Genomic DNA, 14,010 nt, shown 5'->3' on the forward strand with positions numbered 1-14,010 from the left:
TTAGGTGGGGGATCAACTGCCCATAAAAGTTTCACTTTATAAGCTTAATCCAAACCGTTTTAATTCAATGAAAATCCCCTCTAATTGCTTTCCTTTATCCGTTAATGTGTACTCTACACGAGGCGGAACTTCTGGATATACTTTTCTCGTTATAATGCCTTGAGATTCTAGTTCTTTTAGTCGAAGCGATAATGTTTTCGGGCTAATCCCATTCATTGATTTTTGTAAATCACTAAAGCGTAATGTTCCTTCGATAAGAAGGTCGCGAATGATTAAAAACGTCCATTTTGTACGAATTACGTCAAGTGTTTTAGCGATAGGACAAGGTATGCCAGGTAAACCTTTCGTTAATTCAACTGGATCTATATTGTTCATGGAACTAGCCTCCATAAAATTTTTTTGGATGAATTTGCTTTATAGTATCACAAAACTATACTTTTGGTAACTATATGAAAAAAATATCACTACTTCCATAAAGGAAGTTAGTGCATATACAATAGCAATATGAAATACAAAGGGTTTATATGAAGGAGGAGGTGATTTTCATGGGGATAAAGAAGTTGTTTGGATTCCTTAGTTTGTTTGTTGTTTGTATTGTACTTGTAGCATGTAGCGGGGAACAAAAAACGGAAATCCAGTTATTAAAAGAAATGCCAAAGCCAAAAGCGATGACAATTGATCCCTCACTAAGTAAAAAGGAAGCGACCGAAATGGTTCATGCAGCGCAGCGTTTTTATGCATTTTGGGATACAGGTAAGGAGGAACTTATTCTGCAAACTGTTTCTGAAGATTTTTCCGATAATACATTGCCGAAAGGGCGACCACAAGGCACTGAAGGATTAAAGTTTGCGGCACAAAATTTTCGTAAAGTCGTTCCTAATATACATTGCGAGATTGAAGATTTATTAGTCGTCGGTGATAAAGTAACAGCTCGTCTTTCTTTTACAGGAACGCATAAGGATAAGAAAATCAATTTTTTTGCAATTGATATTTTACATGTGAAAGACGGAAAGATAACGGAAGACTGGCATTTAGAAGATAATCTTACGCTGAAACAACAGCTTGGGTTAATAGCCGAGGAATAAAATAGGGGAGAGAAAAGTGATGAAAAATATATTTATTATAAATGGACATGAAAAATACGGTACGAAAGAAGGACGATTAAATAGAACGTTAGTTGATTATATGGTAACGGTATTAAGTGAGAAGCATCATGTGAAAACAACAACGATTCAAGATGGCTATAGTATTAAAGAAGAACAAGAGAAGTTTTTATGGGCGGATGTTGTGATTTATCAAACACCGATTTACTGGTTTAGTGTACCGGGCTTATTTAAAACGTATATGGATGAAGTATATGAATATGGTTTGTTCTTTAAAGGTGCTGATGAATATGGAACAGGTGGTTTATTAAAAGAGAAGCAGTATATGTTTTCTACAACTTGGAATGCACCTGAAAAGGCATTTGGAGATAAGACGAAGTTCTTTGAAGGGGAAAGTTTAGAGTCAACGCTTAGCCATTTACACCGCGTGCAAAAGTTTCTTGGCATGAGTCCGTTAAAGAGCTTTGCTTGTTATGATGTGGTGAAGAATCCTACAATTGATAAGTATTTAGAGAACTTGAAGAATCATTTAGAAGAAATCATTTAATAATTACAGCCATCCCCATATTTAATGCGGGGATGGCTGTATCCATAATTTCGCAAAATTTGCCCAGCCGAATGAATCAATTGTTACATTTTTTAAAGAAGAAGGGTATGTTTTTTCTTTTTAAAACGGATCAACTTCAGCTAAATTTGGAGTAGTACTAGGCTGTAGCAAAAGATTTTTTAACGTTCCTACTTCAGAAAGAGCTACTAATATGTAGCCACTAATCAGTACAATAAGCCCAATGACGCGTAACGTTTGTAAGCTTACTTCATTATTATTCGTTTCCGTTGGATTTGGGGGCGTTGAAGGTGGATTATTGTTCATAGCTAGGCTCCCATCTTTTTTTATTTATATATGTGTAAAATTATTATTTAACTTATGGATAGGAATCGTATAGTCATTTTCACTATATGAGAAATGCCTATGAAAAGTGATTAGAAATTTGGGGACGAAGAAGGGAGGAATCCACAGGTCATTAAAAATGATATTCCTTTTTAATTTTCATACAAATAAAAAGGTTAACCAAAGTAGCTAAACAGCTATTTTGGTTAACCTCTAATAACTATCCTAATATACGCAATGATTCTTCAATAAACGCTGGGATATCCTCCGGTTGTCTACTTGTTACTAGCTGATTTTGGCATACGACAACCTCTTTGTCATGAAAATTTCCGCCGGCATTTTTCAAATCGACCGAAATGGATTTATATCCAGTCACATCACGTCCTTCAAGCGTTTGGGCAGTGATGAGTAATTGGGGGCCGTGACAAATAGCAAAAACAGGTTTTTTCGCATCCATAAATGCTTTGCTAAAGCGAACGAAACGTTCATCTGCACGAAGTATATCTGGGGAAAATCCGCCTGGTATGAAGAGGGCATCAAAGTTCTCTGGAGAAACATCATCGATACCTTTATCAATTACAACTTCACTTTTTCCTTGTTTACCGTGTACCGTTTTACCTTTTTCTGCTTCAATAGTTGTTAATTCATATCCCTTTTGTTTAAAAGCTTCTGCTGGCTCTGTGTATTCTGTGTCCTCGAAATAATCTGTTATTAAAGTAGCAATTTTTTTACTCATTCTAATCCGCTCCTTACATTATATTATCGGTTCCAGAATCGTCCTTGGGCAATGCCTTCTATAAATGATTCAATTGAAGTATCTGTTAAGTTGTAAACTCCTCCTCCATCCAGTTTAACCTTACTATGGTCTAAAGCATGAGGGTCGCTAAGGACATAGGCTATCGGTTTAAAGTGTTTAAAAGTAGTTTCTGCAAATTCTAAAACAGGGGGTTTAATGACAGATTCACTACTAAACACTAAGACTGCATCAAAAAGTGAGGAGTCTGCTGTTGTATAAGTATCCGTTACTTTAATAGAATCATTGAAATGATGAATTTTATTATCTATGATGCCATAGTTAATTCGGTGCTGTGCAAAAGCTTGAATCCATTCGAACAGAAGGGAAATGCTTGGATCGCCATTTAATAGAATTGCCACATTTTTGGAATCAGCTTTAAAAATAGTATTGGACATGCTGAGTGCAGGTGATTTTGCATCCGAATTTATTTCTTGATTTTCCTTAGGCAAGGGAGCTCCAATCATGTTAGCGACTTCCTTTGCTAATTGACGATCGACGTGGTTTAAAAGAGCAATTACATTTGCCTTCACCATGTCTGATTTGCACTTCCCAACTTCAAAGCAAAATGCGTCTTTTATGTGCTGCTTTTCAATAGCATTCATACTATTGTAGAAAAGTTTAGCCTGAGAATAAAAGTTAAGGAAGCTTTTACTGCGCCCCCTAATTTTATGTCCATCAACCTTTTCTTGATAATGTTCATATCCGCCCTGTTCGGCTTGGACGGTTGCTGGTTGATTGTTATTTAAGCCATTAGGATGATAGCTTGTTTGACCGCGATGAATCTGCATTTGATGCATACCATCACGTTGATTATTATGAAAAGGACATACAGGCTGGTTAATAGGAATTTGGTGGAAATTAGGACCTCCTAAACGAGATAATTGTGTATCTGTATAGGAGAACAATCTTCCTTGCAGAAGAGGATCATTTGAAAAATCAATACCTGGTACGACATGGCCAGGGTGAAAAGCTACCTGTTCCGTTTCGGCAAAGAAGTTATCAACATTTTTGTTCAGTGTCATTTTACCAACTAGTTTTACAGGAACTTCTTCTTCAGGCCATAGTTTCGTTGGATCTAAAATATCAAAATCAAATGCATGCTCATCTTCTTCCGGAATTAACTGTAATCCAAGCTCCCATTCCGGATAATCGCCTTTTTCAATTGCTTCGTATAAATCTTGACGATGGAAATCAGGATTTTTCCCAGCAATCCTTTGAGCCTCATCCCATACTAATGAATGAACCCCTAGGGTAGGTTTCCAGTGAAACTTTACGAAGTGGGCTTTTCCTTCTTTATTAATAAGTCGAAATGTATGAACTCCAAAACCTTCCATCATTCGTAAACTACGCGGAATTGCGCGATCACTCATCTGCCACATAACCATATGAGTAGACTCGGGATTATGCGCAACAAAATCCCAAAATGTATCATGAGCACTAGCTCCCTGAGGAATATCATTATGTGGCTCTGGTTTAACTGCATGTACAAAATCAGGAAATTTAATAGCATCTTGGATAAAGAATACTGGCATATTATTACCTACTAAATCATAGTTACCTTCATCTGTATAAAATTTTGTGGCAAATCCGCGCACATCTCTTACTGTGTCATTGGATCCTTTAGAGCCTTGAACGGTCGAGAACCGTACAAATACAGGTGTTTTTTTTGAAGGGTTAGTAAGAAAATCTGCTTTTGTATATGCCTCTAAAGATTCATAAAGCTGAAAATAACCATGTGCGCCAACTCCGCGCGCATGAACAATCCTTTCAGGAATTCGTTCATGATCAAAGTGGGTCATTTTCTCGCGAAAGTGGAAATCCTCCATTAAGGTTGGGCCTCTTAAGCCCATCTTTAAAGAAAATTCATCCTCGGCTATTTTTACTCCTTGGTTTGTTGTTAAAGCGTGTTTGCATTGATTATCTGTAATGTGATGTTCCAATTGCTCCATTTTCTTATTCACAATATAGGCACCTCCTTTGCCCTGTTAATTTAATACATACCCTTTTTATTAGGACGTAAACATGTATTATCGTTTTTATATGTAAAATTATAAAATATCGATTGTGCCGATGATTCTTGTTTGAGGAGGAAAAATAAAAAAGCCAAGGAGAGAATTTATTTTCTCCTTGGCTTTTATGATAATCCCTTTCGTTAAAACGAGGAAACGCGTTGCTTCGTTTTTGGTACAATAATACATTTGATCCAGAGTAACCCGACAATCATAATGATAAGGCTATGTAAAAATTGTCCTGTAGCAATGAGTATAACAATTGAAAATACAATGAGTTGAATGCTTAGCAATATAAAGATTAAGTGAAGAAATTGATTCATTCGTTTCTCAGTATCAATTGGATATAATGCTACAATAATATTTCCCGAAAAATATTTCCATAGGGAACGGAGCTGCATAGAAATCATATATAGGACGATGTAAGCGATAGCGCCTTTTACGTATATGTTTGGTATAAAATATAAGGCGAAGGCACCGATCAACCCTAAACGAATATATATACCGAAATAATCATTCCCACGTAAAAATGCTAGTGTATGTAAATAGAAGAAAGTTGCTCGTTTTTTATGTAATAAAGGTTCAATCCAATTTGTAAGCCATTTTCTTTTACTTACTTGCTTATTTAGTTGTGGAACATCGGTGAAAATGCTAGCAAATTGATAAAAACGAACGTTCATTTTTTCTTCTTGCTCGATTATGTAATCCCACGGTATTCGTTTTGTAGGCTGTTTTTTCGTGTATAGAAGTAGGAAAGCAAGTAGTAAGAGCAATCCGCCTAATATGAGAACATGTGCCGAGTAAAATAGCATGTAAATGATTAGGGCGTTACAAGTAATACGAATAATGAACCATATGTTTTTTTCATGACTATCACGCCACATCCAATGTGTATATATATTCCAAGCTTTCGTAATCATTAAAACGATAAAGATTGTACATAAGAAAGGTACAGTTAATTGTAATGATTGCAGTGCAAGTGGAACGAGAATAAGGAACGTAAATAATAATGGGAAAAGCTGAATGATGTAATTATATAGAAGAGATTTTTTAAAATAAGACGTTAGTTTCTCTTCTAATGCAAGCAAATAGACAGCATCAGGTTTTTGAATAAATGTACGGATCGGGCATCTCGTTATAATGAATGTAAGTACAATCGTGATAAGTAGTAAAGATATTCCTTTAGAAGGAGATGCTTTTAGAAACTGAGCATAGTAATATGCGCCAACGCATGAAATAAAGATAAAGCTATATAGTAAACCGTTAATCATACGTGCAAAGTATGTAATGATATTTTGAATATGTTGTTGGAAGCGACTGCTCCATAGTGATTCGATTGACATGTTTTTCACCTCTTTGTTCTATTATATATGTTTTACAAAAGAAAAAACGAGCAAATTGCGTTATGCAACTTGCCCGTTTTTCTTTTCGTTATTTTTTTTCTCATCACGATTCATTAATGGATAGAAAGCAAATCCGATTACGAATAAACCAATTCCGAGAAGGAACGTTTTTATATCGGATGCGCCGGTTTTAATAACCCATAGTGCGTAGCAAAGTGCGATTACTGCTACTATGCCATCTGTAATTCTTGCCCGCATTTCATTTTTATATGTTTCACCAGTTGCGACTAGTTTTAACTGGAAGATTGGTGAAACGAGATATGGAATGAGGTAGGCTAGTGTTGATACGGTAATAACGAATGTATAAGCTTCCGCAATTGTTCCGGATAGTGTTGAGAATAAGAACACTTGCGACATAATGTTTGTTAATCGTAATGAGTAAATTGGACTTCCTTTTTTATTTGTTTTCGTAAAGAAGGAAGGGAAGAAACCTTCTTTTGCAGCTTGATATGGTACTTCTGAGCTTAATAAAATCCAGCCCAAGATAGAACCGAATAGGGAAGTAAGAGCAAGTAATGCCATCAGTTTCCCGCCGCCATGCCCCATTGCAGCGTTTAATGCGTCTGCTAATGGACGTTCAGAAGCTTGTAATTTATCAACGTGAAGGACACCCATTGTTAAAATTGTAATTCCTAAGTAAATCGCAACTGTAATAAGTAATCCCGCAACTGTTGCGCGTTTTACTGTTTTAGGAGAGGTAGCACGGTTTGATAAAAGTACTGCTGATTCAATTCCGATAAATGCCCAAAGTGTTGTAAGAGCGGCTAAATTTACTTGTGAAAGAAGGCCGTGTGATACACCTGATTTATCGATCATCGGTGTGTACCATTGTCCAAACTTAGAAGCCTCGAATGCAAATAACGTAACGACGATGAATAAAAGGAATCCTGTTACTTTCGTTGTTGTTGCTAAGAAGTTTAGTTTTCCAGCTCCGCTTACACCGTTTGTTAATATAATATGAGTTCCCCAAAGTAAGATGGAACAAATCGTAAATGTAATTAGTTTTCCGACTTCTATGTTAAAAGAACCGATTGAAAATAGTAGTCGTGTATCTTTCATAATTGGGAAGAAGAGTGATAAATATCCCGCGAAAGATGTAATGATGGCAACGTTACTTGCCCAGTTTGCAACCCAATATCCCCATACCATACTGAAACCAGCCATTTTTTTCTTTTTTGGTGTTGAGAATAAAGCATATGCATGACTTTGTGGTCCTGTCGTTAAATCAGGACGACGAATTGCTAAATTACCGAAAACAAGAGCTAGCATTAAAACACCAAACCCTGTTGTTAACCAAGCTAAAGTGACACCGAGAGGGCTTGCTGTTTGTGCCAACGTACTTGGCACCATGAAAATACCAGCGCCAACCATGTTACCGACAACGAAAGCTGTTAGTACCCAAAAGCCCCATTTTTTTTGTTGCATAGAAAATACCTCCAAAGTTAGTATAACCAAGTCAAGCGAGGAGATATGTATGTCTTCTTAGTAGAGAAGAGAAGTCCCAAACAAAACAAAAAAAGCACGTAATTTGCCGCTACATGCTTTCTATCTTATAAGAAACCCACGACATACCTCTCGATAGCTCTCCACAAACGAAACGTTTGTGACAGTTCTGCACTTATTAAATGCAGACCCAGCAAGCGTGCATGGTGGACACAACTTACTTCGGCAATCATTCCTTTCTCATTCCTTCATCAATGCCACTACATCTCCTGAAATGATACTCTTAATGACTGCAACCTCTACCTCACCGAGATACGAATGAGGATTTAAATATTAAATTAACGTCTTTAAGAGTAACAAATGTATTTTTATACGTCAATGGATATAGTAATAATCAGATTATAGAGAAGAGTTTGTGATTAGGAATGAATAATTATTTGATATAAAAAGAAGCTGATCCAAAATTAGATCAGCTTCTACATATAAGATTAAACTAAGTTTAATACTGTTACTTTTTCACGTGTCATAGACTCAAGGCTCTTACGAATACCTTGTGCGCCCATACCTGAACCTTTTACACCGATGAATGGGAAGTGGTCAGGGCCGCGCTCTGTGCGTCCGTTAATTTGAACAGAACCAGTTTCGATTTTGTTAGCAATTGCAAATGCTTTGTTAATGTCTTTTGTGAAGACACTTGCTTGTAAGCCGAACTCTGATTTGTTAGCAATTTCAATTGCTTGCTCATCTGAAGAAACACGGATGATTGGAAGGATTGGGCCGAATGGCTCTTCCCAAGCAACTTTCATTTCTTCTGTTACGTGGTCGATTAATGTTGGGTAAATTAAGTTACGCTCACGTTTGTTACCGATAACAATTGTTGCACCTTTTTCTACAGCGTCGTCAACTAAACCTTGAACGAAGTCAGCAGACTTGTCGTCGATTAATGGAACGATTGTGCTATCTTGTTCTGGAGATCCAACTGATAGTTCAGCTACTTGCGCTTTTAATAAGCTAACAAGCTCATCTGCTACGTTTTCGTGTACAAGTACACGTTTAATAGCTGTACAACGTTGACCAGAGTAAGAGAATGCACCGCTTACGATATGGTTTGCAGCATCTTGTAAGTCAGCATCTTCACGAACGATACCAGGGTCTTTACCACCAAGTTCTAATACAAGTGGAATCATTGCAGCTTTTTTCGCTAAATGTTTACCTGTGTTTGTACCACCTGTGAACGATACCATATTGATGCCTTCGTGTTCTACTAAGTAGTCACCAATTACAGAACCGCGTCCTGTAGCTACGTTTACAAGACCTTTTGGAAGGCCAGCTTTATGAAGTGCTTCAACCATTTTAATACCACTAATTGCACCTTGGGTTGCTGGTTTGAAAATAACAGCGTTACCCATAATTAATGCTGGTGCAAGTTTTGCAGCAGATAAGTTTACTGGGTAGTTAAATGGTGCGATTGCTAATACAACACCAAGTGGTGCGCGTTGGATGATCGCAAGTTTAGATTTCGTTCCGCCAGGGAAGCTATCGCCCATCATGCTTTCTCCGTGCATATGAAGAGCTTCTTCGATTGTGTAACGAATGAAATCAGCTGTACGAACAACTTCTTTCTTCGCATCTTTATAACCTTTACCGACTTCTTTCATAATGATATCGGCAATTTCATCTTGCATATTTACGAGCTCATCAGCCCATTTATATAAATATTTTGCGCGATCTTGTAGAGAAGCTTCCGCCCATGATTTTTGAGCTTCTTTTGCAGATGCAATTGCTTCATCTACTTCTCCGCGAGTAATTGCTTGTACTTGTCCAATTACTTCGTGTAAGTATGGAGATGGAATTTCGATTGTTTCTCCTGAAGAGCTTTCTCTCCATTCTCCGTCTAAATAAAATTTGTACGTATTGCTAGTTGTCATGATTAGTCCTCCTAAAATAGCAACTTGTAAGAGTGAGTATAAGGTGATTGTAGGGTGTTTGATAACATTTTTCAAATGAAATGTTTGTGAAAACGATTTCTTATTCTTTTTTTATTTTGTATGCCCTTTCTTACAGAAGATTCCCTTATTTCAAAATGATGTAGCGTATATTTTTATTCGGTTTGTAAAAAACAATTGACAGAATACTCAATAAAGTTGTAAGATTATAAATGGAAAATAAATGAAGGGGGTGTGCGTAATGATTGTAATCGTAAATGTAATGGGCTTAGCTCTGTTAAATGGCAGAAAACATTCATATCATTACGCAACCCGTGCGGATATATAAGGCATCTTTGTCTTATAAAAAGCGTACGTTGCGTATATCGTAACGTACGCTTTTATGCATTTTTGTGCATATCGTCAAGCGGCGGTATGCTTTTTTTGTTTTCCACGTTACTATATAAAACTTTGGAAGGTGGAAAAGTGTGATGAGATTGTATGGATTACGAAATGTAAATGTGATGGATCTGGATAGTGGGTAAAGAAATGGGAGTGAAACGAGAACGAGAAGGGAGAGGTTACATTGTTATCAGTATTACTAAAGTTAAAATGGTTTTTTAAAGAGCATTGGAAGAGATATAGTATCGCCATTGGAGCTCTTTTAATTGTAAATATAGTTGAAGTCATTCCCCCGAAAGTGTTAGGGGTTACGATTGATAATATAAAAACAGGAACGTTAACGAATGCAGCAATTATGCAATTTATTCTTATTTTAATAGGGGTTACGGTAATTGGATATGGTCTTACTTTCGTTTGGCAACATCAATTGTTTGGGGGAGCATTCGTACTGGAGAAGACGATGCGCTCTAAATTTATGGGGCATTTACTTAAGATGACACCGACGTTTTATCATAAAAATCGTACTGGTGATTTAATGGCGAGAGCGACAAATGATTTAAAAGCAATTGCTATGACAGCTGGTTTCGGTATATTAACGCTCGTGGATTCGAGTTTATATATGCTTACGATTGTCTTTATGATGGGATTTACAATTAGTTGGGAGCTTACATTTGCGGCACTTATACCGCTTCCGATTATGGCGTATGCGATGAACATATATGGAAAGAAATTGCATGAGAGATTTACAGTTGCGCAAGATGCGTTCGGAGATATGAATGATAAAGTACTTGAATCGATCGCTGGTGTGCGCGTTATTCGTGCATACGTACAAGAGAACGCGGATCAGGAAAGATTTCATCATTTAGGAGATGACGTATACGAAAAAAATATGAAAGTAGCTAGAATCGATGCATTATTCCAGCCAACTGTGAAAATGCTTGTTGGTCTTAGTTATTTAATTGGTTTAGTGTATGGCGCGTATCTTGTATTTCAATCAAAGGTAACACTTGGTGAACTTGTTTCATTTAACGTGTATTTAGGGATGATGATTTGGCCGATGTTTGCAATTGGCGAATTAATTAATGTTATGCAAAGAGGAAATGCTTCATTAGACCGTGTGAATGAAACGTTAGCGTATGAACCGGATGTCAAGGATCCGAAAAATCCAAAGCTTGTACAAGAGCCGGATTATATTCAGTTCGATGACGTTACCTTTTCATATCCTTCATCAACTGAAACAAATTTAAAAAAGGTTTCATTTACATTAAAACAAGGGGAAACGCTTGGGGTTGTTGGAAAAACAGGAAGCGGAAAAACGACGCTCGTACGCCAGCTTCTTCGTCAATACCCACTTGGAGATGGGGATATTGCAGTCTCTGATGTGACGTTAGATAACATAACGAATGAAAATGTACTCGGATGGATTGGGTATGTACCTCAGGAACATATTTTGTTCTCAAAAACAGCGAGGGAAAATATTTTATTCGGAAACCGAGAAGCGACTGAAGAAGAACTCGAGAAAGCGATTGAAATTGCGGCGTTTACAAAGGATTTAGAGTTTTTACCAGAAGGGTTAGAAACGCTCGTTGGAGAGAAGGGTGTTTCTTTATCAGGAGGGCAAAAACAAAGGATTTCAATTGCGCGAGCTGTCATTCAAAATCCAGAAATTTTAATTTTGGACGATTCTTTATCAGCTGTTGATGCTCGTACGGAAGCAGCGATCATTGAAAATATAAGAACAGAAAGAAGCGGAAAAACGACGATTATTACGACGCACCGTTTATCTGCCGTACAACATGCGGATTGGATTCTCGTTATGGATGAAGGAGAAGTAATGGAAGAGGGTACGCATGAACAGCTTATTCAAAGCGGAGGCTGGTATGCTGAGCAGTTTGAAAGACAACAAGGGGAAAATGAAAGTGCGGATAGTGGGGTGAAAATATGAGCGTTTCAAAACGATTGTTTCAATATGCGATGAAAGTAAAAGGGACAATTTTTGCAGCGATGCTAATGTTATTTATTTTCGTTATCGCAGAGCTTGCTGGTCCTTTCGTCGCGAAAACGATGATTGACGATCATATCGTCGGGATAGAGAAACCTTGGTATGAAACAGAAAAGAGTGAAGAGGCTGTTTCGTATAATGGCGCCTTTTATAAGCGAAGTGATCGCTTCCAGGAAGGTGAGAAAAAAGGAAAAGAAGTACGCGTGATGCAAGTCGGTTTTCAATATTACTTTGTACCGAATAAAGTGAATGCTGAAGGGGCACGTACTGTAAAAGATGATATGATTACCGTCCAAAATGGTAAGGCAGTGCAAGTGTATAAAGCGAAAGCATTAACGAAAGAAGAAGTGTTTGCGTTTTATAAACCAGAAATAAACCCCCTATTATTACTTGGTGGTGGTTATTTCGCTTTATTAGTAGTTGTCTCATTATTTGCATACGGAAAGCAATTTTTCCTACAGAAGGCAGCGAACAAAATTATTCAAATTATGAGGGAAGATGTCTTTTCTCATATTCAAACGTTGCCGATTCGTTATTTCGATCATTTACCAGCAGGGAAAATTGTATCGCGTGTAACGAATGATACGGAAGCCATTCGTGATTTATACGTAACGGTACTGGCGACATTCGTTTCTAGTATCATTTATATTATTGGGATATTCGCTGCGCTATTTTTACTCGATGTAAAATTGGCGACGTTATGTTTACTTATCATCCCAATTTTAATCGTTTGGGCAATTCTTTATAGAAAGTATGCGTCTGTATACAATCATAAAATGCGTTCACGTTTATCTGATATTAATGGGACAGTGAATGAATCTATTCAAGGTATGCCGATTATTCAAGCGTTTCGTCAAGAGCGTGAAACGAAGAAAGAGTTTGAAGAATTAAATGGCGATTATTTTAAATATCAAAATAAAATTTTGAATTTAAATGCAGCAACTTCTCATAATTTAGTGTCTGTATTAAGAAATATCGCTTTCACAGGTGTGATTTGGTACTTCGGTGGTGCTTCATTAAGTGCTTCAGGCGTCATTTCTCTAGGGATACTGTATGCGTTCGTTGATTATTTAACACGATTGTTCTCGCCAATTACAAATATGGTAAATCAGCTTGCTAACTTAGAACAATCGCGTGTTGCATCAGAACGTGTTTTTGAATTGTTAGAGGAAAAAGGGGAAGCAGTAGAAGAGGAACGTATGCCTCGCTTACAAGGAAATGTAAAGTTTGATAATGTGTCGTTTTCTTATAATGGAAAAGATGAAGTGCTAAAAAATATTTCTTTTGAAGCGAAACAAGGAGAGACAGTGGCACTTGTCGGTCATACTGGATCAGGAAAAAGTTCCATTATGAATGTACTCTTCCAGTTTTACGAGTTTGAAAAAGGGAAGCTTACGATTGATGGTCACGATGTAAAAGAGATGCCGAAACAAGCAACGCGTGAACATATGGGAATCGTACTGCAAGATCCGTTTTTATTTAGCGGGACGGTCGCTTCTAATGTAAGCTTAGAGAATGAAAAAATTTCAGAAGATCGCATCGTAAAAGCATTGCGTGATGTTGGTGCTGAACGGTTTGCGAACAATATAGATGAAGAAATTACGGAGAAAGGAAGCACACTTTCAACCGGAGAACGTCAGCTTATTTCGTTTGCTAGAGCACTCGCTTTTGATCCAGCCATTTTAATTTTAGATGAAGCAACGTCTAGTATTGATACAGAAACAGAGGCGATGATCCAACAAGCGTTAGAAGTTGTGAAAAAAGGAAGAACGACATTTATTATCGCTCACCGTCTTTCAACAATTAAAAGCGCAGATCAAATTATTGTGCTTGATAGAGGAACGATTTTAGAAAAAGGCTCTCATGATGAACTAATGAAAAAGCGTGGGCGTTATTACGATATGTACAAAACGCAAATGGAAGGAAACCAGAGCGCTTAATATGTATGGAGGAGAACTTGTGATTTTCACAAGTTCTTTTTTAGTGAATCAGGGCTGTTAAATAAGAAGTATTGTTTTACCTTTTTCTTTATAAATGC

At 37.1% G+C, this 14,010-nt stretch carries 11 protein-coding genes and 1 riboswitch; of the genes, 4 read left to right on the plus strand and 7 right to left on the minus strand.

Annotated elements, in window-relative coordinates; all coding sequences use genetic code 11:
- Positions 1-36 precede the first annotated feature (36 nt).
- Positions 37-375: a winged helix-turn-helix transcriptional regulator gene (locus tag GFJ36_RS03780; protein ID WP_061113258.1), complete on the minus strand. Its 339-nt coding sequence runs from the start codon at positions 373-375 to the stop codon at positions 37-39.
- 170 nt (positions 376-545) lie between these two features.
- Between GFJ36_RS03780 and GFJ36_RS03785 the strand changes: the two genes are divergently transcribed.
- Positions 546-1,085, plus strand: coding sequence for an ester cyclase (locus GFJ36_RS03785; RefSeq protein ID WP_000511566.1), 540 nt, complete (start codon positions 546-548; stop codon positions 1,083-1,085).
- A gap of 19 nt (positions 1,086-1,104) precedes the next feature.
- Positions 1,105-1,650 carry an NAD(P)H-dependent oxidoreductase gene (locus GFJ36_RS03790; RefSeq protein ID WP_088608519.1) on the plus strand — a complete coding sequence of 182 codons (546 nt, stop codon included), beginning with the start codon at positions 1,105-1,107 and terminating at the stop codon, positions 1,648-1,650.
- A gap of 120 nt (positions 1,651-1,770) precedes the next feature.
- On the opposite strand, the gene GFJ36_RS03795 is transcribed toward GFJ36_RS03790, so the two are convergent.
- From GFJ36_RS03795 to gapN, 6 genes are all read right to left on the minus strand, one after another.
- A complete protein-coding gene (locus tag GFJ36_RS03795) occupies positions 1,771-1,974 on the minus strand; it encodes a hypothetical protein (protein ID WP_001063864.1) in 204 nt (67 codons plus the stop codon).
- Between the two features lie 238 nt (positions 1,975-2,212).
- The gene (locus tag GFJ36_RS03800; RefSeq protein WP_088062087.1) at positions 2,213-2,728 is read right to left on the minus strand and encodes a type 1 glutamine amidotransferase domain-containing protein; all 516 of its coding nucleotides are present in this window, start codon (positions 2,726-2,728) and stop codon (positions 2,213-2,215) included.
- Between the two features lie 23 nt (positions 2,729-2,751).
- The gene (locus GFJ36_RS03805) at positions 2,752-4,749 is read right to left on the minus strand and encodes a catalase (RefSeq protein WP_142398698.1); all 1,998 of its coding nucleotides are present in this window, start codon (positions 4,747-4,749) and stop codon (positions 2,752-2,754) included.
- Positions 4,750-4,940: 191 nt separating this feature from the next.
- Entirely contained in the window at positions 4,941-6,140 is a 1,200-nt protein-coding gene (locus GFJ36_RS03810; RefSeq protein WP_097907499.1) for an ABC transporter permease, read from the minus strand.
- 60 nt (positions 6,141-6,200) lie between these two features.
- On the minus strand, positions 6,201-7,625 hold the full coding sequence (locus GFJ36_RS03815; RefSeq protein WP_088062091.1) for an amino acid permease: 1,425 nt from the start codon (positions 7,623-7,625) through the stop codon (positions 6,201-6,203).
- A gap of 146 nt (positions 7,626-7,771) precedes the next feature.
- Positions 7,772-7,953, minus strand: a riboswitch (Lysine riboswitch).
- A 178-nt stretch (positions 7,954-8,131) separates the two neighbouring features.
- The gene (gene gapN / locus GFJ36_RS03820) at positions 8,132-9,571 is read right to left on the minus strand and encodes an NADP-dependent glyceraldehyde-3-phosphate dehydrogenase (RefSeq protein WP_087985762.1); all 1,440 of its coding nucleotides are present in this window, start codon (positions 9,569-9,571) and stop codon (positions 8,132-8,134) included.
- 583 nt (positions 9,572-10,154) lie between these two features.
- Between gapN and GFJ36_RS03825 the strand changes: the two genes are divergently transcribed.
- The gene (locus tag GFJ36_RS03825; RefSeq protein ID WP_048545647.1) at positions 10,155-11,915 is read left to right on the plus strand and encodes an ABC transporter ATP-binding protein; all 1,761 of its coding nucleotides are present in this window, start codon (positions 10,155-10,157) and stop codon (positions 11,913-11,915) included.
- Positions 11,912-13,912, plus strand: a complete 2,001-nt coding sequence (locus tag GFJ36_RS03830; protein WP_097891306.1) for an ABC transporter ATP-binding protein — start codon at positions 11,912-11,914, stop codon at positions 13,910-13,912. Before GFJ36_RS03825 ends, GFJ36_RS03830 begins: the two co-directional genes overlap by 4 nt.
- The last annotated feature ends 98 nt before the right edge of the window (positions 13,913-14,010 follow it).

It is taken from the genome of Bacillus sp. EE-W1 (assembly GCF_009760835.1).
Lineage (GTDB): Bacteria > Bacillota > Bacilli > Bacillales > Bacillaceae_G > Bacillus_A > Bacillus_A wiedmannii.